General features: G+C 57.9%; 21 protein-coding genes and 1 other RNA gene. 16 read left to right on the forward strand and 6 right to left on the reverse strand.

Annotated elements, in window-relative coordinates; translation table 11 throughout:
• Nucleotides 1-2 precede the first annotated feature (2 nt).
• A complete protein-coding gene (locus PLD04_03160) occupies nucleotides 3-1,328 on the forward strand; it encodes an alkaline phosphatase family protein (protein ID HXK67319.1) in 1,326 nt (441 codons plus the stop codon).
• Complete coding sequence (rsmI, locus tag PLD04_03165) at nucleotides 1,328-2,014, forward strand: 16S rRNA (cytidine(1402)-2'-O)-methyltransferase (protein HXK67320.1); 687 nt, start codon at nucleotides 1,328-1,330, stop codon at nucleotides 2,012-2,014. The genes PLD04_03160 and rsmI overlap by 1 nt, the downstream gene beginning before the upstream one ends.
• Here rsmI and PLD04_03170 read toward each other — a convergent pair.
• Together PLD04_03170 and PLD04_03175 are read right to left on the reverse strand one after the other, a co-directional pair.
• Entirely contained in the window at nucleotides 1,989-2,957 is a 969-nt protein-coding gene (locus tag PLD04_03170) for a histone deacetylase (GenBank protein HXK67321.1), read from the reverse strand. The two genes, rsmI and PLD04_03170, sit on opposite strands and share 26 nt — an antisense overlap.
• Entirely contained in the window at nucleotides 2,954-3,943 is a 990-nt protein-coding gene (locus PLD04_03175; GenBank protein HXK67322.1) for an NAD-binding protein, read from the reverse strand. The genes PLD04_03170 and PLD04_03175 overlap by 4 nt, the downstream gene beginning before the upstream one ends.
• 136 nt (nucleotides 3,944-4,079) lie before the next feature.
• On the opposite strand from PLD04_03175, the gene PLD04_03180 reads away from it, so the two are divergent.
• Both PLD04_03180 and ssrA read left to right on the forward strand, forming a co-directional pair.
• Nucleotides 4,080-4,496: a cohesin domain-containing protein gene (locus tag PLD04_03180; GenBank protein HXK67323.1), complete on the forward strand. Its 417-nt coding sequence runs from the start codon at nucleotides 4,080-4,082 to the stop codon at nucleotides 4,494-4,496.
• A gap of 23 nt (nucleotides 4,497-4,519) precedes the next feature.
• Nucleotides 4,520-4,860: a transfer-messenger RNA gene (gene ssrA, locus PLD04_03185) on the forward strand.
• A 419-nt stretch (nucleotides 4,861-5,279) separates the two neighbouring features.
• Here the strand turns inward: ssrA and PLD04_03190 are convergent.
• From PLD04_03190 to PLD04_03205, 4 genes are read right to left on the reverse strand one after another with little or no spacing between them, the layout of a single operon-like run.
• The gene (locus tag PLD04_03190; protein HXK67324.1) at nucleotides 5,280-5,702 is read right to left on the reverse strand and encodes a hypothetical protein; all 423 of its coding nucleotides are present in this window, start codon (nucleotides 5,700-5,702) and stop codon (nucleotides 5,280-5,282) included.
• Nucleotides 5,699-7,285, reverse strand: coding sequence for a recombinase family protein (locus tag PLD04_03195; GenBank protein ID HXK67325.1), 1,587 nt, complete (start codon nucleotides 7,283-7,285; stop codon nucleotides 5,699-5,701). The genes PLD04_03190 and PLD04_03195 overlap by 4 nt, the downstream gene beginning before the upstream one ends.
• Nucleotides 7,278-7,802 carry a DUF2924 domain-containing protein gene (locus tag PLD04_03200; GenBank protein ID HXK67326.1) on the reverse strand — a complete coding sequence of 175 codons (525 nt, stop codon included), beginning with the start codon at nucleotides 7,800-7,802 and terminating at the stop codon, nucleotides 7,278-7,280. Before PLD04_03200 ends, PLD04_03195 begins: the two co-directional genes overlap by 8 nt.
• Before the next feature lie 34 nt (nucleotides 7,803-7,836).
• Nucleotides 7,837-8,079, reverse strand: coding sequence for a hypothetical protein (locus tag PLD04_03205; GenBank protein ID HXK67327.1), 243 nt, complete (start codon nucleotides 8,077-8,079; stop codon nucleotides 7,837-7,839).
• A 301-nt stretch (nucleotides 8,080-8,380) separates the two neighbouring features.
• Between PLD04_03205 and lexA the strand changes: the two genes are divergently transcribed.
• From lexA to PLD04_03265, 12 genes are all read left to right on the forward strand, one after another.
• Entirely contained in the window at nucleotides 8,381-9,004 is a 624-nt protein-coding gene (gene lexA / locus PLD04_03210; protein HXK67328.1) for a transcriptional repressor LexA, read from the forward strand.
• 46 nt (nucleotides 9,005-9,050) lie between these two features.
• Nucleotides 9,051-10,217 (forward strand): hypothetical protein, encoded by a 1,167-nt coding sequence (locus tag PLD04_03215; protein HXK67329.1) that lies wholly within the window; start codon nucleotides 9,051-9,053, stop codon nucleotides 10,215-10,217.
• Nucleotides 10,210-11,475, forward strand: coding sequence for a hypothetical protein (locus tag PLD04_03220; protein HXK67330.1), 1,266 nt, complete (start codon nucleotides 10,210-10,212; stop codon nucleotides 11,473-11,475). Before PLD04_03215 ends, PLD04_03220 begins: the two co-directional genes overlap by 8 nt.
• Nucleotides 11,476-11,640: 165 nt before the next feature.
• Nucleotides 11,641-11,967, forward strand: a complete 327-nt coding sequence (locus PLD04_03225) for a hypothetical protein (protein ID HXK67331.1) — start codon at nucleotides 11,641-11,643, stop codon at nucleotides 11,965-11,967.
• Nucleotides 11,968-12,162: 195 nt separating this feature from the next.
• Nucleotides 12,163-12,747: a sigma-70 family RNA polymerase sigma factor gene (locus tag PLD04_03230; protein ID HXK67332.1), complete on the forward strand. Its 585-nt coding sequence runs from the start codon at nucleotides 12,163-12,165 to the stop codon at nucleotides 12,745-12,747.
• Between the two features lie 104 nt (nucleotides 12,748-12,851).
• Complete coding sequence (locus tag PLD04_03235) at nucleotides 12,852-13,190, forward strand: hypothetical protein (GenBank protein HXK67333.1); 339 nt, start codon at nucleotides 12,852-12,854, stop codon at nucleotides 13,188-13,190.
• The gene (locus PLD04_03240) at nucleotides 13,187-14,203 is read left to right on the forward strand and encodes a PD-(D/E)XK nuclease family protein (GenBank protein HXK67334.1); all 1,017 of its coding nucleotides are present in this window, start codon (nucleotides 13,187-13,189) and stop codon (nucleotides 14,201-14,203) included. The genes PLD04_03235 and PLD04_03240 overlap by 4 nt, the downstream gene beginning before the upstream one ends.
• Before the next feature lie 26 nt (nucleotides 14,204-14,229).
• Complete coding sequence (locus PLD04_03245) at nucleotides 14,230-15,000, forward strand: ATP-binding protein (protein HXK67335.1); 771 nt, start codon at nucleotides 14,230-14,232, stop codon at nucleotides 14,998-15,000.
• 12 nt (nucleotides 15,001-15,012) lie between these two features.
• Entirely contained in the window at nucleotides 15,013-15,486 is a 474-nt protein-coding gene (locus PLD04_03250) for a DUF669 domain-containing protein (protein ID HXK67336.1), read from the forward strand.
• Nucleotides 15,486-15,968 carry an ERCC4 domain-containing protein gene (locus PLD04_03255; GenBank protein HXK67337.1) on the forward strand — a complete coding sequence of 161 codons (483 nt, stop codon included), beginning with the start codon at nucleotides 15,486-15,488 and terminating at the stop codon, nucleotides 15,966-15,968. Before PLD04_03250 ends, PLD04_03255 begins: the two co-directional genes overlap by 1 nt.
• Nucleotides 15,969-16,075: 107 nt before the next feature.
• Nucleotides 16,076-18,148, forward strand: coding sequence for an AAA family ATPase (locus PLD04_03260; protein HXK67338.1), 2,073 nt, complete (start codon nucleotides 16,076-16,078; stop codon nucleotides 18,146-18,148).
• On the forward strand, nucleotides 18,145-18,551 hold a 407-nt coding region (locus tag PLD04_03265; GenBank protein HXK67339.1), incomplete at its 3' end, for a CHC2 zinc finger domain-containing protein. The genes PLD04_03260 and PLD04_03265, both read left to right, overlap by 4 nt.

Below are 18,551 nucleotides of genomic sequence, written 5' to 3' on the forward strand. Positions count from 1 at the left end.
GCATGAACCAGTACAAGGGCCTCGCCCTGCACATTACGGCGCTTCTTTTTACCCTTTCCTGCATGGAGACGGTCCATCTGATCTATGTTCTCAACCCGAATCTGCCTGTCACAACGGGCACCTTCCTGATCTCGGGCATCAAGGTGGGTCTTGTCTTCCTGGTTCCCTTCACACTTCTTTTCGGGATCATTAAACGGTGGCCGGGCATCACGCCCATGGTATGGATCCTGGTACCTGTCCTGGTTTGCCTTTTGTTTGCCGGACACTACTTCGCGGGCGGGACCTTCCTGGACCCGGAACTGGCCAAGATCTTTCTCAAAGAGATTTATGCCCTTGCCCTTCTCTGTCTGACGATGATCCCTCTTGCCTTTCTGTTACGTCATGGTCCAAGACAGCCACTCCTCTATGCCTGGGCAATCCTTCTTCTGGTCCATATTTACCAGTATGACCGGAGGGATGCATGGAAGGTCTATCGGACCCCGGCATCGGTACTGCCCGCCACCATTGAACCGACGGTCCGAACCTTCATGATCCTCACCTCTCCCTTTGCCTATGATTCTCTCCTGGAAGTGACCCATGCGAGATCAACACCGGGACTCTCCCGTCTCTTTGAGGAAGGATCCAGGGGAAGAATCGTTCCCATGATTCCGAGAGAAACGGCTTCGGCCTGGGCCTCCCTCTATACTGGAGCCTATCCGTACCGCCACCGGATATTTGGAAGCTATGCACGAAATGACATCCTCTTCCCCACTGAAGATCTCTTCCCTCTCTACTGGCCCTCCTTTTTCCTTACCCGGGCACCAAAACCCCTGGTGTCGGCAACCAAGGTTCCGGCCATCTGGCAGATGGCCCAATCTTCTTCCCTCTCCTGTGCCCTCTACCATCTTCCCTTTCTTGATTCTCCCCCTGAGGATATCTCCCGGGCCGTCACCCTCCAGGGATCCGTCCCCCGGGATATGCCGCCGGAAACATCACCTTCTGAGTTTCTCGACCAGAATCCGGCCTCCCTTGTGATCGTTTATACCGAATCCGGAGAAAACGGAGCCGTACTGGACAGGGTTGTGACCGCAGCCCTGTCCATCGCATCAGACCTGGATGAAATTCTGGTTATCGATCCGGTGGCCGGCCGCTGGTTCCTTCACTGGGGATACGGGGTGGCGGCAGGCGGGACAACCGCGGAAGCGAGGGTTGTGGACATGGTTCCCACGATTCTTTACGTTCATCGAATTCCCATACCACGATCGGTGGATGGCCGCGTCCTTCTGGAAAACTTCACACCTGAGTACCGTTCCACCCGAACCATCACCGTAATTACGGGGAGACCGTGATGCAGAATCCCATCAGCGGAAAGCTCTACATCGTCGCCACACCCATTGGAAATCTGAAGGACCTGAGTCACAGGGCTGTGGAAGTTCTGGGTTCCGTCAGTCGATGCCTTGCCGAAGACACCCGGACTACGTCCGTACTTCTCCGCGCCTATGGAATCCGCGTGCCGCTGGTAAGCTTCCACGAGCACAATGAAGAGCACCGGGGAGAAGCCGTCCTGCGCGCCCTGGAAGGGGGTGAAACACTGGCCCTCGTAACCGATGCGGGAACCCCTCTCCTTTCTGATCCCGGATATCCCCTCGTTCGAGCCTGTCGAAGTAAAGGAATTCCGATAGAAGTGGTTCCGGGTCCTTCCGCAATCACGACAGCCCTGATTCTTTCCGGTTTTCCTCCCTATCCCTTTACGTTCACAGGTTTTCCTCCCCGAAAACAGGGGAAGCGCCGAACCTTCTGGGAGTCCATGCTTTCCCTGCCCCACTCTCTCGTAGTCTTTTCCACACCCCATGCAATCGCGGTTCATTTGCGTGAGATTGATGAAATTGCTCCCGATCGACTTCTCTTTCTCGGGAGAGAGCTGACGAAGAAATTCGAGGAACAGATGGAAGGTACAGCTTCCGACCTTCAGACCCGTCTTGCTTCCCGAAGCAGGGTCCGGGGGGAAATTACCCTTGTGATCGGACCGGCGTAACGGACTGTGACAACCTACGAATGGCCTCCATGGAGAGGCGGGCAACCATGGCGGGTGTGTAGCCTCCCTCCAGGATCATAACGATTCGTCCACCGCAGAGATCCCGGGAGAGCGTGGTGCATTCTTGAATCATATGAGAAAAGGCATCATCACTCAGTGCAAGATGGGGAACCAGCGCATCCTCCCTGTGAGCGTCAAATCCACAGGAAACAAGAACGAGGTCGGGCCGGTAGGCTTCCAGGGCAGGCAGAACTTCCCGGTCAAAAGAATCAAGAAAGACCTTTTCTTCCACGCCCGGCTTCATGGGGAGATTCAACGTAAATCCTTCTCCATCCCCTGCTCCTGATTCCTCCCTGTACCCGGTTCCCGGAAAGGTTATGGACGGATCCCCGTGGAGGGAGATGTAGAGTACGTCGTCCCGATCATAGAAGAGTTCCTGTGTCCCGTTTCCATGGTGGGCATCGAAATCGACTATCCCGATTCGCCGGCAAAGACTCCGCTCCAGTGCCGCATGGGCGGCAAGGGCCACATTGTTGAAATAGCAGAAACCCATGGCCCGGTTTGCCAGGGCATGATGGCCTGGAGGTCGGACAATCACAAAAGCTCCTGGATCCTCATCCGCCAGCGCCGATTCCACAGCGCGAACAGAGAGTGCAACGGAGACTCTGGCGGCGTTTAGCGTTCCGGGGGACACGGGACAGTCCAGGGTGTGGAGATAGCCGCCTCCAGCAAGGGTCATCGTCCGGAATTCTTCGAAGTAAGCTGAATCATGGAGCGAGAGGATGAGATCATCCGTCACCGGTTCGACGTGATCGATGAGGGTCCAGTCCCTCTGTACCTGCCCGGCAAGGGCATCCAAAAGAGGAATGAGGCGGGATCGATTCTCGGGATGAACCGGACCGGTATCGTGATCGAAGATCAGCCGGTCGTAATAAACCTTCACTGATCCATCCGGGAAACCAGCTCCTGGAGTGAAGAGGCGGGTCCCAGAAGTATCAGGGTGTCCCTCTCTTCCAAAACCTGATGGGATTCCGGGTGGAAGACCATATCCCCCGAAGGTTTCTGGATTGCCACGACAATCACCCGATAGTGGGAACGGAGGTTGGTTCCGGCAAGGCTCTTTCCGATCAGCTCCGAAGGAGCCTTCAGGTGAAGTTCCTCCATCTGGAGATCGAGGGTGGATCGGCTTGTGGCCAGGGTGATGAAGTCCAGAACGGCCGGGCGCAGACAGGCCTGGGCGATTTGATGTCCGCCCAGAACATTGGGGCTGATAAATCGGTCGGCACCGGCCTGTTTCAAGTTTTTCGCAGCGCGGTCATCCGCCGCCCGGGCAACAATCAGGATCGACGGACAGAGAGAGCGGGCGGTGAGGCAGACATAGACGTTATCCGCATCGTTTTCCAGGGCTGTCACAACACCCTTCGCGCGAAGGAGGCCCGCGCGCAGAAGAACCTCTTCCACTGTGGCATCTCCCAGTACATACGCCAGGCCCTCCTGATCCAGCTGACGAATGACCGGTTCCTCCTTCTCAACCACAACGAAAGGAGCCCGGACATGCGTAAAATTCTTTGCCACTTCCCGGCCAACTCTTCCATACCCGCAAAGGATAAAATGGTTTGAAAGCTTGTCGATTGTCTTATCCACCTTTTGCCTCCATAGCACCCTTCGAAACTCCCCCTCCACAATCATCCTTCCGAAGGTGCTCATCAATAGGGTTACGGTGGCAACACCACCTATCACGAGCAGTATCGTAAAGAGTTTTCCCCCGTAGCTTAAGTCGTACACCTCCCGAAAGCCTACCGTGGAGAGTGTAATGACCGTCATGTAGAAGGCATCGAAGAAACTCCATCCTTCGATCACGGAGTATCCCACCGTACCGATGATGAGCACGACACCAAGCAAGAGGGCAGGAACGAGGATTCGCTTCACCGGAGATATTATCCCAGATTTATGCTGACCATGCGAGCCAACATTCCCCAATATCAGGATGGAATCTTTTGAGACAAATACAGCAAGGTCCTCCGGCTTTACGGAAACCCCGGATTGGAGTAGTCTGGTACAAGTCATGAAATGGTATGCACTTTTCTGTATCACCTTTCTGTTGTCCACATCAACCTTCGGGGCTTCTCTGAGCCTCAGGCATGATGAAACCGCAGAAGACAAACCGGGAACCATTCTTCTCTTTATCGTCGGGGCTCCGGATCTGAGAGCCTTTCAATTTGTGGCCACCTACGATCCTGCTGAGCTGACCTTTCATGAATTCAGGCTTGGAGCCATGGCAAAGGATGCCCTCTTTGCCGTGAATGACCGAAAGCCGGGAGAAATTCGTGTGGCTGCCGCAGCGGGAAGACCGCTTGAAGGGGACGGAAAGTTGGCCTATCTCATCTTCGAGGGAAAGGGAACGGTTAAGATCTCAGCCATTCTGATCAACGGTGAAGCCCATCCTGACCTTGACATTTCCCTGTCGGAAGGAAGAAAATAGCCCTTTCCCGTGTTTTCACCTGTGGGGGCGATATGGGTTCGACGGGGGTGATTCGGGGAAGAGGGTGCACGCCGAGCGCCACCTCGATAATCTGGCTCTTTGAATAACTGCCAACAATCAATTTGCACTGGCTGCCTAATTAGGCAACCCCGCGCCCCGCGGTGACGTCCACAGCCCGGGATCCGCGGCCGATCGTGGACTTGGGGGATCCCATGCCGGTTAGATTCCCGACATTTACCGGATGCGCTGACCGGGGGTTTGCCCGTTCCTGCCCCGCGACGCAAAGACTGAGAATGGGCTGAGCGTGGAGTACCCTCTCTTTCGGGACCTTCGGACGGGGGTTCGATTCCCCCCGCCTCCACCATTTGAAAAAAGACAACCCGTCTCTCTGGGGTCATTCTCCGGGGTGACGGGTTTTCTTTTTCCCCTTGTTTCTAAAGGGTTTGCGCCCGTTTCACATCTTTCCAAAGCACCTCTCCGCACCATCGATTCTCCCCATCCTCCAGCCTTTCTTTCTCTGTTTGGCCCCTGATTCTCTGTTTTCTCCGGACGAAGTCCGAAGCGCGTCCGGAAAGCTACATCCTTGATTGATATGGGTTTGTGGCTGGTTGCCGTTTTTGGCGGTTGTCTTAGGTCATCGTTCGATGCCGCAACCGGACGTTTTTTTCGAAATCACCCGCTTTGCCCATGAAAAGAAGCGTGGTCAATTCCGATTTCCTGCCACCCAAAGTAGAAAAGCCGACGCTGATGGTCGGCTCTCTGGGGTGGTCTCCGGTCCGGTCGTCAGTCGGTGGCGAAGCCGAACTGGCGGCGCTGCTCGGCCCAGTCCTCGGGAAAGGTCTGGGTCAGTTTGGCCAGCGAGAGCCCGTTGGGTTCCTCGCCGTTGATCAGGGCTTCCACGATGTCGGGGGCCAGGGTCGTCAGCTTGAGAATGCGGGCCACATACGAGCCATCGACGTCGAGGGTACGGGCAAGCTCGCTGATGGACTTGATCTGCCCGGATTCGAGGATGTCGGCCCAGGAAAAGGCCCTTCCCAGCGCCTGGAGGATGGCGGACTGTACTGGCTCCTGCGCCCCGGGGATATCTCCATCCAGGGCCTGGGGAGCGATGACCGTCTTGCGGCCACGCATGCGCCGGATCAGCATCGGGATGTGGATCTGCAGGTTGCCGTTGTCGGCTACGGTAATGGTCGGCTTCATTTTCATCGGCTTGCCCTCCGTTCGGTGACTTCGCATGCCAGACCGGCCAGCTCGGCGATGAGCGTTGTCAGCCCGTTGGTGCGCAGCTCCATGTCGATTCCGGTCTCGCGGATCTCGACCTTATCCACCAGGAGGCGGATGAGCCGATTCCGCTCCACCGGGAAAAGGTCTTCCCAGAAGCCCTCGACATTCTGGAAGGCCTCCGAGACATCTTGCTCCGTAATGCTGTTCCCCCCGTAGGCTCTGCATCGCTCGCTCACATGCGTAAGTTGTTTCGAAAGCTCGACCGCCTGGCGGTTGACGGTCGTCAGCATCTCGGCCTTGCCCGACTGATCGTTGCCGGGTTTCATCAATTCAAGTGCCTGCTCCCGCGCCTGCGACAGCTCCATCTCGAGTTGGGCTTTCTGCTTGAACAACCGCTCCCGCTCTGCCTGCTCGATGTCCCGGGCCGCGAAGTAAGTCTTGGCCACCAGCGTCGGCGTGCGAAACACCGCGCTCAACTGCTCAATCACGGCCTGCTCGATGTCCCCGGCGGGAATCCGTTTGAGCGGGCACCGGCTCACGGTCCGCTTGCTGTCCTTCTGGCAGATGTAATAGGTGTAGTGGCGGCCGTTCTTGCGAGCGTAGGTCGGACCCATCGCACATCCGCAGTGGCCGCAGCGGATGACGCCCTTCAGCGGGGCGACCATTTTGGTTCTGGCCATGGATACCTTGACCGGTTTGTTGTCCTCCAGGATGGCTTGCACCTTGTCCCAGGTCGCCCGGTCGATGATCCCCTCGTGCTCGCCGGGGTAACTGCGGTCCTTGTGGGCGATCTCGCCGATATAGATCCGGTTGTTGAGCAGCCGGTAGATATGGGCGGTGTTCCATTCGGAGCCCTCACGGACTTTGCCTTTCTTGGTGGTCCAGGCCTTGGTGCGGTAACCCTGTTCGTTCAGCTCCTGGCCCAGTTTCTTGGCCGAGCCGATCTGGATAAAGCGGCGGAAGATGTACTGCACCGTCTTGGCTTCATCAGGGTTGACCAGCAGCTTCTTGTTCTCCCGGTCGACGTCGTATCCGAGGATGGGCACGCCGCCGCAGTATTTCCCCCGGCGCTTGGCAGCCGCCACCTTATCTCGGATACGCTCGGCGATGACCTCCCGCTCGTACTGGGCGAAGGTGATCAGGATGCCGAGAAACATCCGGCCGGTGGGATCGGTGGTGCTGAAGTGCTGGGTGACCGAGACGAAGCTGACGCCCTTTTCGTTGAAGAGGTCGATCATCTTCATGAAGTCCAGCAGCGAGCGGGACAGTCGGTCGACCTTGTAGACCACGATCACATCAATCTTCCCGGCGTCGATGTCCGCCAGCAGGCGGCGCAGCCCCGGGCGCTCCATGTTCCCACCCGAGAAACCACCATCGTCGTAGCGATCCGGCAGGGCCGTCCAGCCCCGCATCCGCTGGCTCTCGATATAGTGTTCCGCCGACTCCCGTTGGGCATCCAACGAGTTGAACTCCTGTTCGAGTCCTTCCTCGTGGCTCTTGCGGGTGTAGATGGCGCAGCGCAGGGTCTTGTTCTTGCCCGGCGCGACATTGCTGTTATCAAGCATTCGAACCTCCCTCGGCTTTTCTGCCGTAAACCTTCTTCAGCCCAAAAAAGACCTTGCCGTTCCACCTGGTCCCGGTGATCTCTCTGGCCACCGCGCTGAGTGACCGGAAGGTGCGGCCTTCGAACTCATAGCCATCGGCAAGGACAGTCACTTCATAGCGCCGGTCGTTCCAGACCCGCACCAGTCTGGTTCCAGGCAGGATTGCCTCGTTCGATTTCCGCTCTTCTGGGATGCGTCGATTGACCGTGGCGACCGGGTCCTCCTTGGCTGCCTGCTGGAGATGGACCTTGGCCTGCTCGGACAGCCCGCCGTAGAAAAGCTCCTGGATGCGATAAGCCAGCCGCTTGATGAGGAATTGCTTTTTGTACTGGGGCGGCTCTTCGCCGTAGAGGTCGAGCCATTTTTCCCGGAGCTGCTCCAGGGACATGGATTGCAGCAGGGCCATCTGCCGAAGGACCGAGTTTCGGGTTCGGTCCTGGTTCTTGCCGCCGGTGGCGGCGTTCTGTAACTCATTCATTTTCAACTCCTTATTTTGGTTTCCGGACGAGTTGTCATGAATGAATGCTCTGTTCCGGCAATGAATCAAGTCCTTCTCCGAGCACAGGGGAAGAATCTTCGAAAACCTCTAACTCATTGCCCACACATGCGTTTTTGGCCTTTCGGCGCAGGACCGCCGTGGCCAGAATGGAGGCGGCTGACTGGAGCCTCGCCTCACCCGACAGGCGGCCGGGTTTGCCGTTTTCGCCAAGGTCATCCATCCCCGGCCCATCATTCATTTCCTGTACATCCAACATCGAACACCTCCGGTGGGACCGGGGGACTGGATGGTGTGGATGCCAGAAAACGGTGGCGGTCGGGATGCGCGTTCGATGGCACCCACAACCGCCTCAGCTCCGCCTCTGGTCGGTTATCTGGTTTCTAACTGCTCGTCCGGTTTCAAACCGGCATTCTTCAAGCCTTACCTACCGAGGGGCTCGTGGAAGTGTCGGAAATCAGGTGTGAGATTATTTCTTGACCTGATATGCATCAGGTTTATATTATTAGGGTTTGCTGGCGCATTGCGCCTTTTTGTCTTTCAACAGAAATGGAGACGCCATGGGCAAAGCGAAGACGGATGAGATAACGCCGTTGCAGCGGAAAACGCTCGAAGCGATATGTCGTTTTGTCGATGCCAAGGGCTTCCCTCCAACGGTGAAGGAACTGAGCGAGATCTTTGAAATCAGCCCGGCGAGTGCCCACGACCGGATCAACCAACTGGTGCGCAAGGGATACCTGAAGCGGGAGGACGGGAAGTCGCGAGGCATAGCTGTTGCCCGCCGCCCCAGCGAGATGGCTGCCTCTCTGGTTTCAGTCCCTGTTGTGGGTATGGTGGCCGCAGGCCGCCCCATCCTGGCCGAAGAGAACATCACCGGCCAGGTGCTGGTCGAATCGGACGTCGTTCGTTCCGGTCAGCACTTCGCACTCCGTGCGGTGGGGGACAGCATGGTCGGTGCCGGTATCAACGATGGCGATTTGATCATCGTGCGGCAGCAGCCCATCGCCGAGGACGGTGACATCGTTGTAGCGCTGCTCAACGACGAAGTGACCGTGAAACGGCTGAGAATCAAAGACGAGCTTATCGAATTGGTGCCCGAGAACCCGGAGGTACGGAAGATCCGAGTCAGGCCGGAGGATGACCTTCGCGTGCTGGGCAAGATCGTTGGATGGAAACGGAATTGATCGAGACAGATATGGAAGAGTAACGACAAAACGAGAGGAGTAACTTATGGCATCATTCACCCTACGCCGCTTTTCGAAGCCGGGGATGCTCCGGCGAATCGACAGGAAGCATCTCATTGCCTTTCTGGAGCCTCATGCCGCCTATTTTTCAGCTCGCGGCGTAGAGTTGCCACCAGTCCAGGAGGAAGATGGCCTGGATTACAACGAGCTCAGTCACGTTTTATTGACCCCGGACAATTCGACCCCGGGCGATTTGGCAGAGGCATTGTATTATGTGAACGAGGTCTCGACTCAAGAAGGGTTTGAAGCAGTTCAGGCAGAAATATACGGGACAGAACTCGACACCGAGATTGAGGAAACCGCCACTCCTGCTGATCTTGCGATTCAGGTTTGGATGAAGGATAAATCCATCATCGAAAGAGTAATCGCTGAACTATTGCCTCTCAATAAACGCTCATTCGAATATTTCAAAACGGTGGTTACTCCTCTGCCAGTTTTCACAATTCCATCCTCAGAAAGAATAACCGCGTTGGAAAACGACCTTGATGAATGGTTTGCCAAGAAACGAAAAGGCAAATATTCCAAAGTGAAAATATTTTCTAAGGATGACTACATATGGATCGTAGTTAGGCATGGCAGCTCTTTCAATCGTGAGTCCGTTATCGAATCTGGCAAGTCTAAGAGCCAATACTTCAGACCAGAGAAATTCGATGTTCTCATATACAATCCCCTGATTGGCGAAATAAGAATGCATGCAGTAACGAAAGGAGAAAAGGAACTGTATCGAAAGATGTTTGGAAAACATCTTTTTGGTGATGAGAATTTTTTCAGCCAGAGAAGCCAATTTAATTTAGAGTCATTGCGCACGGTGGGAGAAGAATCGCTATCGTGTGAGGATGTTGATGGCCTTGAATACGTAAAGCTTAAAGAAGTTCAGCTCTCTTACGCAGGAGCTTACAAAGACAAGGAAATCAGGAGATCTGAGGATTTTTTCGCTTCACTCCGAGATCGAGGCTTTCAGTTTCCCCAACATGGACGAATTACACAGGCTAGTTTTTATGTGAAATTTAAAGAAGTTAAGAAGCCAAGGTCGCTCACTATTAGTTCAGGGAACAGGGCAAGCTTCAGGTGTGACGATGACTCCGTAATCCTGGAACGTTGGCTCTTTTTGCGCGGCTTCATTACGGGGAACAGAGGGAATCTGGATGAATGACCCTGTCTGGGAGTTCCTGGAAGCACTGCCTGGAAAGTCGGCGGCGCTGTTCGATTGGGATCACGCGCTCTCCGGCTGGGATCGGTATCCGCTGTTTCGGGACCACTTTCTTCAGCTAACCAAGAATCACGCGACTGCTGTGGATTGTCCAACCGATTGTGGACTGGGATGCCCACGCAAGGTTGTTGTGCATTCGGACTCCGAAATCGTAGCCGTCTGCCAGGAGAAGGAAGCTGGGGCGGTTCCTCTTGTCCGGCAACAGACTTTCATCTACAGGCTCAAACAGTCGGCCGTCAATAAGGCGATATGCAGAGCACTCGACATTCAGCACCGCGAAGAGCCTATTCCTATCCTGAGCCATACTTGGCGATTGGGCGACTTTCTACCTTCTACCGGCACAGTGTTTCCGGTCTATTTGACGCTCCCAGAGAAAAAGGACGATATGACTGAAACCGTCCGTGAGCTTTGTTTAGAAAACCAGAACCCTTTCGTTTTGCTCGCACCGACTCGAAAACTGCTAAGCAGAAACGCTGAACGCCTCATGAATCAAAGAGCTGCACTGTTTATGGCACTTTGCGAGGAAGTTGCCTTCCAGGAAGGCGGCCGCCTTAAGCGGATACGGAATGAATCGCCATTCAGAATATTGTTTCCCGATAACCATTTTGCTGCATCTACAGATCCTTTACCGGCAAATATTTTCCGGCAATGCGGAGACAGATGGCAAATTCGATTCCAAGGTGGGGAATCAGTTCCATTTGAGAGGCAAAAGGGTGTCGAATATCTCACCCTCCTGCTTGCCGCACCTGGCCGCTATATCTCGGTGCTGGATCTCTACCACGGAGGTACTTTGGACGAGGAAACGAGAAAGGCGCTCGAGTCCAGCGGATTGGAAGTTGGCGATTACCAGGCCGCTGCTGAAATCAGAAACGAATTGAACCGAATCGATCAAGAAATAGAAAGTTCCCGCGAATGTTCCGATTTATCACGTCTCGATGATTTACATGAGAATCGGGAGATGCTCCTTTCTCAAGTAAAGGCAATGATAGGGCCAGGTGGAAAACTGAGGCACGCGAACGATCCCCTTCGAAAGCCACGAGATAATGTCAGCAAGGCCGTTCGTCGCACCTTGAAGAATCTCAAGGATGCCAGAATGACTGCCTTTGCAGAACACCTTGAGTCTTCACTGGAATTCGGTGGCGAGATGAGATATCAGCCCTCCGAATCCATATCATGGGAAACAAAGCCCGTGATCGGATAGCCCAGGCAAAAAAAGTTTAAAAAAATTTCCCACGACGCTCTTTGTCGTGATGCACGACGCCGGATGTCGCCCCTTCAGCTTTGAAGGCGCGATCCGGCGTTTTTTATTGGTCAGCACAGGGTTGGCCACCGGGCGTGCCAGAACTTCCGAACAAGGAGACTGGCAGTGGCACAAGTCAACAAAGCACACCTCACCCCACCGAAGCGGCGACTCATCGAGTTGATGCAGGACATCAACTTCGGCCGCATCACCAACATTCCGGTCCGCGACGGCGAGCCGGAACTCACCCCTGACACGGTCATCGAGCGCGAGATCAAGCTGGGCGGACAGAGCGGTCCCCGGCCCGAGCGCGACCAGGATGACTTCATCCTCAAGCAAGAGGTCGTGGCGCTGCTGGAGCACCTCGCGCAGATGGGCAGCGGAAAAGTCTGCCTGCTCGAGATCAAGCACGGTCTCCCGTTCCTGATGCGCATCGAGGAACGGGCAGCCTGAACACGTAACGACCTGAACCCTTAGACACTGGACAACAAGCTGGACGCATGGCGGAGGCTGTTGTGGGTGTCGCCGAGCCGAATACGGCAATTGGCGGCGTACCTGCGACCCCTTCGCCCACGCGACAGCTTTGTCCTGTGATCTGGCCCGTGCCGACACCCACGCGGACCTCCTCCTCGCTCCGAGGAGGCCCCGATGGTTTCACAGAATTCTTACGACGGCATCGACAAGTATGCCGCCGACCTCATTCGGCACAAAGCACGTCAACTCGTAGGCAAGGCCGGATTCACCGAGGACGACAGACCCGACCTCGAACAGGAACTGATGATCGATTTGCTGCAGCGGATGCGGCATTTCAATCCCGCAAAGGCCAAGAAGACCACCTTCATGGCCCGGATCGTCGAACGTCACATCTCCACCATTCTGGAGGCCCGGTTCGCCCAATGCCGGGACTGGCGGCTCTGCCAAACCTCACTCAACGAACCCCTCGACAACGGCGAAGGCGACACCACCGAGCGGATCGAGTTCCTGGACAGCGAAGGTTCTCTGGGAAGCGGCACCCGCGAGACAAGGGAGCGCCTCGCCCATGAGATCCGCATGGATCTCGGCCGGGCCATCGCCTCGCTGCCGGAAGAGCTCCGGGATCTGTGCTTGCGCCTGCACGACAGCACCATGGCCGAAATCGCCCGGGAGATGTGCATTCCCAGAACCACCCTCTACGACCGGCTGAGCAAGCTGCGGGACGCGTTCCGCGAGGCCGGGCTCGAGGACTACCTGTGATCTCCGACGCATCGACCCCGGCTCCGGTAAGTAAGCACCGTGCCGCATGGTGCGGCTATCCGGGGCCTCGGAAATCAGAACCTGAACAAAAGAGGAGTTCAACCATGACTCACGACACCTACAAGTACCGTTTTGACGAGTCGGTCCCGGCCCAGGAACTGGAAGACACTTTCATGCTGGCGATGCTGGCCGTCGAAAGCCTGCACGGCCGTTCCCGTGTGCGGATGGAGAGCCGGTTCAATCTGGACAAGGCCCGCCGTACCTGCGTGATCGACGCCTCCACCGATGTCGGCAGTGATCTCGCCCGCATCTTCACCGGCTTCGCCACCAAGGAGTACGGCGAACGCTCGGTCCTGATCGAACGAACCCAGCCGTCGGGCTGTGCCTGCGCCTCCAAGCATCGCGCAGCGCCCGCCGCTGCCACAGCGGGGGTGGCGGTATGAGCGAGCTGATGACCACCACCTATTCCATGTGGCGGCTGTTCCGCAACTGCCGCATGGCCTGCAAGTGGCGCTACATCGACGAGCTGGTGCCGCTCGAGCGCGACCCCAATCTGGCCTTCGGCTCGGTCATTCACGACTGCCTGGAGTGCTGGCACGGCGAGCGGGATCTGGCCAAGGTCCTCGACCACATCGACCGGACCTATCCGAACAGGGCGCAGGACGACCATCAACAGGCCGACTGGCATCTCGCCCGAGCCATGATGAGCGCCTATGCGGAACACTACCCGGCCGAAGAGTTCGAGGTCGTCGCGCTCGAAAAGACCTTCGAAGGTCCCATCGTCAACCCGGCGACCGGCGCGACCTCGCGCAGTTTCATTCTCGCCGGGAAGGTGGACGGCATCGTCCGTCAGGATGGCCAGTATTTCCTGCTGGAACACAAAACCGCCTCGCAGATCGACGCCAGCTACCTGGAGCGGCTGTGGACCGATTTCCAGATCATCCTCTACGCCTGGTACCTGGAGCAGACCCTCGGCATCACGGTCAGCGGCATCATCTACAACGTCCTGGTCAAGGCCAAGCTGCGCCAGGGCAAGGGTGAGACCGAAGCCGAATTCGAGGCCCGCCGGGCGGAGCTGATCGCCAAGTCGAAAACCGGCAAGAGCAGCGCCAAGCGCAAGCTGCCGGAGGACGACGACACCTTCCAGCAACGGCTCCAGGAGAAGTACCTCGAGCCGGGCATGTTCCACCGGGAGGTGCTCTACATCTCCCGCGACCAGTTCGAGGAACTGCGGGCGGAGCTGTGGGAACTCTCCAAGGCCATGCTCGACGCCCGTCGGCGCGACACCTTCTACCGCAACACCAGCTACTGCTTCCAGTACGGAAGGCCCTGCGCCTACTTCCAGCTCTGCCGCTCGGGCGGCAACCCCAACGTCATCGAAAACCATTTCCAACGGATCGCCCCGCACGAAGAGCTGCGGGACGGAGCCGGTGAAGACGCCGCTCCGGTGTTTTGAAATCCCAACCATAAGGAGACGAAGCCATGCTTCCCAAGACCAAAAGCAAACCCAAACACACGCTCTCGGACCTCACCGCCCTGGTGTACGGCCCGAGCAAGATCGGCAAGAGCACCTGGTGCTCCAAGGCCGATGACGCACTGTTCCTGGCGACCGAGCCGGGCCTGAACGCCCTGGAGGTGTTCCAGACCCCGATCACCTGCTGGGACGACCTTCTGCAAGCCTGCGCGGAGATCGCCGAGGGCAAGCACGAGTTCAAGACCATCGTCGTCGACACGGTGGATAACGCCTACAAGATGTGCTCGGACTACGTCTGCAAGAAATTCAAGATCGAGCACGAATCCGACCTGGGCTACGGCAAGGGCTACGCGCTGATCAACAACGAGTTCCAGCGCGTCATCAACAAGCTCGCCTTCCTGCCCTATGGGCTGATCCTGATTTCCCACTCCCAGGAGCGGGACATCGAGACCCGGACCGGCAAACACACCCGCATCGTGCCGACGCTGCCGGAAAAGGCGCGGAAGCTGGTCACCGGTCTGGTGGACCTGATCCTGTTCTGCGACCTGGACATGAAAACCGGCGAGGACGGCAAGCCGGTCTGGCAGCGCGTGATGCGCACCAAGCCCAGTCCCAACTACGACGCCGGTGACCGCACCGGCCGACTCCCCGAAGTCATCCCCCTCGATTTTCCGAGCTTCATGAAAGCGTTCAACAACACGGCAGCCGGAGCTGCGGCGAGTGCCGCCCGGCCGAAGCCGGAGCCGACCGCGAGTGCGGCGGCGAAACCTCAACAGTAAGGAGATCCGACCATGGAACACTACGAAAACCAATCCAACAGCAACCTCGACCTGGCGCAGTTCGACGACGCCTTTGAAACCGCCGAAGTCGAGGAACGCGAGTTCGAGGCCGTTCCCGACGGCAAGTACCAGGTCAACGTCGACCGGGTCGAACTGACCCGCGCCCAGACCTCGGGCAATCCCATGCTCAAGTGGACCCTGCGCATTCTCGCGCCGACCCACAAGGGCCGTCTGCTCTGGCGCAATAACGTCATGGCCAGCAACGAGAACATCAAGTGGCTCAAGCAGGACCTCTACACCTGCGGGCTGCAGCTTCAGAAGCTCTCCGACCTGCCGGGCCACCTCGAGCAGCTTCTCAACATCAAGCTGGAGGTGACCAAACGCACTCGCGGTGAAAACGAGAACATCTACTTCAACCGTCGCATTGTCATGGCCGACGATGCCGGGGCTCCCGGCGCGGCGATGGACGACATGATCCCGTTCTGATGATGGACCGGATCACCGTTGTCGTCGACACCCGCGAACAGGAGCCCTACAGCTTCGATAGCGACAAGGTTTCGGCGGTTCGCAAGGCGCTGCCCGCCGGTGATTACTCACTGGTCGGCCTCGAGGAACGGGTGGCGGTGGAGCGCAAATCCCTGACGGATTTCGTCTCCACCGTCATCCGGGGGCGAAAGCGGTTTCACCGCGAGTTGGAAAAGCTCTCCGCCTACGAATCCGCCTGCGTGGTTGTCGAATGCAACTTTCGCGATCTGGTCGATGGCCGCTACCGCAGCGATGCCCACCCGCATGCGCTGATCGGAACGGTCGCCTCCATCGTCGTCGACTTCGGTGTCCCCGTCTACTTCTGCTCGGACCGGCAGGCCGCCTGCCGTTTTGTCGAGGAGTACCTGACACGTTTTCACCGGAGGATCGCGAGATGCCAAAAAGAAATGAGAGTAACCCGGCGCGACTCCGGGGAAGAATAGAGCGCGTTTACTATGCCGGACCCAAGTTTTCCGCAGGCCGACTGCTCACCCCGACCGGTGAGGAAGTCCAGTTCGCGGGCAATTTGTTCGCCCGGGAAAATCAGCCTGTGGTCCTGCTCGGGTCGTGGTCCACCCATCCCAAATACGGCCGTCAGTTCAAGGTCGACGGGATGGAGCACGACCTCGAACTCGATCCGGAGGGGCTGATCCACTATCTGGCCAACCATCCGGAGATCAAGGGCATTGGTCCGGCCAAGGCCAGATTGATCGTCGAGAGTTTCGGCGACGCCTTTGAAGAAACCCTTCTGAATGACCCCGAGCGCATCGCGCTCAAGGCTCGGCTGCCCCTGGATGCGGCCAAGCGGCTGCGTGACGAATGGTTGAAGAACCGCAGCGTCAACACCGTCATGGCCTGGCTGTCGGCATTCGGCCTGACCCATCATCAGGTCACCACTCTGGTCGAAAGACTCGGCGGCAACTGCCTCGATATCCTGAAGGAAGACCCGTACATCCTCATTCGGGAGATCCGGGGATTCGGCTTCAAGAAGGTCGACAAGATTGCCCGCAAGCTGGGAACCCCCAAGGACCATACCCCTCGTATCCGGGCCGGGTTGAAGTTCTGCGTCCGTGAAGCCCTGGACAATGGCCACTGCTGGATCGAATACGAGGATCTGGTCGACCAGGCCAATCTGCTGCTGGTCATGGATGCCCTGGACAGCCGGGTCCGTATCGAGAGCGCCCTCGACGCGCTCATCGAAGAACAGGCGCTTGCCTGCGATTCCCACGGCGGACGTTTCGTGGTCGCTCTGCCGGAGATCGTCCGCATGGAGCGGGAGCTGGCCTCGCTGTTCGGCCAGGCCGAAACACCCAACCCGCATTTCCAGTCCGTCAAGAAACTCGATGCCCTGATTCGGCGCTGCGCATCAACGCTGAACGAGAAGCAGCTCGAAGCGGTGCGCTCGGCCCTCCAGCACAGCATCAGCCTGATTTCGGGTGGAGCCGGTTCGGGCAAGAGCTACACCATTTCGGTCATCAACACCATCTGCGAGGAGAGCGATCTGGAGGTCGTGCTCGCCGCGCCGACCGGCAAGGCCGCCAAGCGCCTGGAGGAAGTCAGCGGTCGCAGCGGCACCACCATTCACCGCCTGCTCGGCTATGACGGCAAGGGTTTCTCGCGCAGCAAGGAGAATCCCATCGATGCCGACGTCCTGGTGGTCGACGAGTTTTCGATGGTCGACGTGCCGCTGGCCTGGCACCTGTTCGAGGCGGTCGACCTGTCACGGACCACGGTGCTGCTGGTCGGTGACCACAACCAGCTTCCGCCGGTCGGACCCGGAAACATCCTTCGAGATCTGATACAGACACGCGCCATCCCCACGGTCATCCTCGACAAGGTCGTTCGCCAGGCTGGCGTCCTCAAGGAGAACTGCACCGCCGTTCTCAAGGGCGAGGTGCGCAAGACCAGCGAGGCGTCGGTGGCCGGATGCCGGGATTGGTACCTGGTGGATCAGTTCACCGATCCGATGGCTGCACGCTCGTTCCTGCTGGAGCTGTTTCAGGAGCGGCTCGACGCCCTGGGTTTCGACATCATCAAGGACGTGCAGGTGCTGACGCCGACCCACAAGGGGCCGCTCGGCACCAAGGAATTGAACGAGGAACTGCAGCGGCTCATCCAGCGCAAGCTCTGGAACACCGAGGTGCCGCCGGTCGCCATGGGCCGCCGCGCCCCGTTTCTCAAGCACGACAAGGTCATCCAGACCCGGAACAACTACGACCTGAACGTGATGAACGGTGCCATCGGCTATGTGGTCGATGTCCTCGCGAACGGCACCCTGGTCATCGACTTCGACGGCATGCCGGTGGAGATGGAAAAGGGTTCGCCCGACCTTCAGGACCTGCAGCTCGCCTATGCGCTCACCATCCACAAAACCCAGGGTTCCGAATTCCCCTGCGCCGTGGTGGTGGTCCACAAGGCGCATTCCTTCATGCACCACCGCAATCTGCTCTACACCGGGGTGACCCGCGCCCGGCGCACCGCCATTGTCCTGGGCGACCATTGGGGCATCCAGAATTGCGCCAAGCGTTGCCAGGTGGATGACCGTCGGACCTTTCTGCCCCTGTTTCTGGACGCCGCCCAGCACGCGGAGGCCGATTTCGCCCGTGTCGCGGAGGCCGAATGAGTATGGGCGGAACGGATAACGTCAGGGAGTATTACCGGCTCGTCACCGAGATGGACATCGGTGACGTGGCCCGGGAACTCCTGCCGGGACGGATCACCCAGGAGACCGGCCAGCGCTTGATGTGCGACTGCCCCAACCATCAGAGCCAGTCGCGTCTGTCGCTGCACGTGATGCTCGACAAGCAGGGCTGGTACTGCTTCGGCTGCGGAGTCGGCGGTGATGTGCTGCAGCTCGTGGAGTTCATTCAGACGGGCTCGGTCACCGCCGGGCAATCCGGTCCGATGCCGGACAGCCACCGTCAGGCCCGGGACTATCTCGCCAAGAAGGCGGGCTTGCCGCCGCTGTCGCGCTATGGCCTCAGCCAGGAGCGTCTGGCCCAGACAGAGGCCGACCGCGCCTTCGA

The sequence above is a fragment of the Thermoanaerobaculia bacterium genome, from assembly GCA_035593605.1.
In the GTDB taxonomy this organism is placed as follows: domain Bacteria; phylum Acidobacteriota; class Thermoanaerobaculia; order UBA2201; family DAOSWS01; genus DAOSWS01.